Genomic DNA, 2,471 nt, shown 5'->3' with positions numbered 1-2,471 from the left:
TGAGCAGGGCGACGAGGTGGGGCAGGGCGACGAGGTGGGGCAGGCCGGTCCGGCGGGCGGTCCCGACCAGCCCTGATCCCGCCGGCCCCCGCCGCCGGTCAGGACTGATCCCGCAGGCATCTCAGGTGCCGACAGCTCAGATGCGGTCGAAGTCGAGACCGCCCTGTGCGCCCGCACTGCCGCGCAGGACGGCACGCCGCTGGAGCGCGTAGACGAGTGTGCCGACCGCACCCACGCCCACACCCACGGCGCAGAGGATCACCGCTCGCATGTCGACCTCGTCCATGAGCATCATGGCCAGGAGGGCGATCGTCCACGCGAGGGTCCCGATGAGGACGACGGGCCGCGGGTCCAGCAGGTAGGCCGGGATCCGGGGCACCTGCGGCTCTGCCGGGCTGTCCGTCATGACCGCGACGCTACCGCAGGCGGGGGGCCGGTTACTCTATGACGGTTCCTCACCCACCGCCAGGAAGGTCTCCAGATGTCGCAGAGCGCCGGGGCCCCGTCGCGGTCCCCCGTACGGATCGGGGCCGTCGACCGGTACTTCAAGATCAGTGAGCGCGGTTCGACGGTGGCCCGCGAGGTGCGCGGCGGGTTGGTCAGCTTCTTCGCGATGGCCTACATCATCGTGCTCAACCCGCTGATCCTCGGTTCGGGTGTCGACGTCGAGGGCAACCAGCTGTCGATCATCGAGATCGCCGCCGTCACCGCCTTCACCGCGGGGGTGATGACGGTGGCGTTCGGCGCGATCGCCCGCTACCCGTTCGCCTTCGCGACCGGCCTGGGGATCAACTCCCTCGTCGCGGTCACCATCGCCAGGCAGGTCACGTGGGCCGAGGCCATGGGGCTGATCGTCATCGTGGGCATCATCATCGTCATCCTGGCGGTGAGCGGGTTCCGCAAGGCCGTCTTCGACGCCATCCCCTCGGACCTCAAGGCCGCGATCGCCGTGGGCATCGGGTTGTTCATCGCCATGGTCGGCTTCGTCGACTCCGGTTTCGTGCGTCGACTCCCCGACGCCGCGGGCACCACGGTCCCGGTGGGACTGGGGATCGAGGGGTCGATCGCCTCGTGGCCCACCGCCGTGTTCGCCTTCGGGCTCCTGCTGTGCGGTGTGCTCGTGGCCCGGCAGGTGCGCGGCGGCATCTTCATCGGCATCGTGGTCACCACCGTCGTGGCCATCATCGTCGAGGCCGTCGCGAACGCCGGACCGTCCTTCGTCGACGGTGAGCCCTCGCCCACCGGGTGGAACCTCGCGGTCCCGGGGATCCCCGAGACCCTGGGTGGGCTGCCCAACCTGTCCCTCATCGGGCAGGTGGATCTCTTCGGCGCGTTCGTCCGGATCGGTCCGCTGGCGGCCAGCCTGTTCGTCTTCACCCTGCTGCTCGCCAACTTCTTCGACGCCATGGGCACCTTCACGGGGCTGGGCAAGGAGGCCGGGCTCATGGACGAGAAGGGCAATCTGCCCAACATGAAGACCGCGCTCGTGGTCGAGGGCGTCGGTGCCGTGGCGGGTGGCTTCACCTCGTCGTCGTCCAACACGGTCTTCCTCGAGTCGGCCACAGGTATCGCCGAGGGCGCCCGCACCGGCCTGGCGAACATCGTCACCGGTGCCCTCTTCCTCGTCGCGATGTTCTTCACCCCGCTGTACGAGGTCGTCCCGGTGGAGGCGGCGGCCCCCGCGCTCGTGGTGGTCGGCGCACTCATGATGTCGCAGATCGTCAACATCGACTTCACGCGCTTCGCGATCGCGCTCCCGGCCTTCCTCACGATCGTCACCATGCCGTTCACCTACTCGATCGCCAACGGCATCGGCATCGGGTTCGTGGCCTGGGTCGTGATGGCCACCGCCACCGGCAAGGCCCGGTCCGTGCACCCGCTGCTGTGGGTGGTCGCGGCGGCGTTCCTCGTGTTCTTCGCGATCGGGCCCATCACCGACCTGCTGGCCTGAGCGGCGCGGGCAGTGCTCGTCGTCGACGTCTCCGATCCCGCCGATCCCAGGTTGGACGATCTGCGCGACCTCAACCACTCCGACCGTCGCCCCGACCTGCCGGGCGGCAGGGGCCTGGTGATCGCGGAGGGTACCTACGTGGTGGGTCGGATGCTGCTGTCCCGGTTCCGCCCGCACGTCCTGCTGGGGACCGACGCGCGCCTGCGGCAACTGCGGCGTGAGGCGGCCGCCGAGGGCTGGGACGCCGACGAGCGCGCCGGGGGTGCCGTGTACCTGCGCACCACCAAGGACGTGCTCAGCGAGGTGATCGGGTTCCGGTCCAGCCGCGGCATCCTCGCCGCCGCCGACCGGCCGACGCCGCTCGAGGTCGACGCCGTCGTGGGCGGTGCCCGGACCCTCGTGGTGCTCGAGGGCGTCAACGACCCCGAGAACCTCGGGGCGATCTTCCGCAACTGCGCGGCGCTCGGCGTCGACGGGGTGCTCTTCGGCGCCGCCACCGGGGACCCTCTCTACCGGCGGA

At 70.3% G+C, this 2,471-nt stretch carries 3 protein-coding genes; 2 read left to right on the top strand and 1 reads right to left on the bottom strand.

Features of this window, described 5'->3' with window-relative positions; translation table 11 throughout:
* Window positions 1–136: 136 nt before the first annotated feature.
* Window positions 137–406: a DUF2530 domain-containing protein gene (locus G6021_RS12310; RefSeq protein ID WP_179524663.1), complete on the bottom strand. Its 270-nt coding sequence runs from the start codon at window positions 404–406 to the stop codon at window positions 137–139.
* A gap of 75 nt (window positions 407–481) precedes the next feature.
* On the opposite strand from G6021_RS12310, the gene G6021_RS12305 reads away from it, so the two are divergent.
* Together G6021_RS12305 and G6021_RS12300 are read left to right on the top strand one after the other, a co-directional pair.
* A complete protein-coding gene (locus tag G6021_RS12305) occupies window positions 482–1,951 on the top strand; it encodes an NCS2 family permease (protein ID WP_182616650.1) in 1,470 nt (489 codons plus the stop codon).
* A gap of 12 nt (window positions 1,952–1,963) precedes the next feature.
* Window positions 1,964–2,471: TrmH family RNA methyltransferase (locus tag G6021_RS12300; RefSeq protein WP_347237959.1), on the top strand; the 508-nt coding region annotated here is incomplete at its 3' end.

Source organism: Dietzia sp. CW19, from assembly GCF_014145265.1.
Lineage (GTDB): Bacteria > Actinomycetota > Actinomycetes > Mycobacteriales > Mycobacteriaceae > Dietzia > Dietzia natronolimnaea.
The sequence above is the reverse complement of the archived record's forward strand: the minus strand, read 5'-3'. Positions and strand labels throughout refer to the sequence as shown.

What these genes read in the sequence shown, in the direction of transcription:
- G6021_RS12310 (WP_179524663.1), bottom strand. Translation starts at nt 406, where the DNA reads ATGACGGACAGCCCGGCAGAGCCGCAGGTGCCCCGGATCCCGGCCTAC.
- G6021_RS12305 (WP_182616650.1), top strand. Translation starts at nt 482, where the DNA reads ATGTCGCAGAGCGCCGGGGCCCCGTCGCGGTCCCCCGTACGGATCGGG.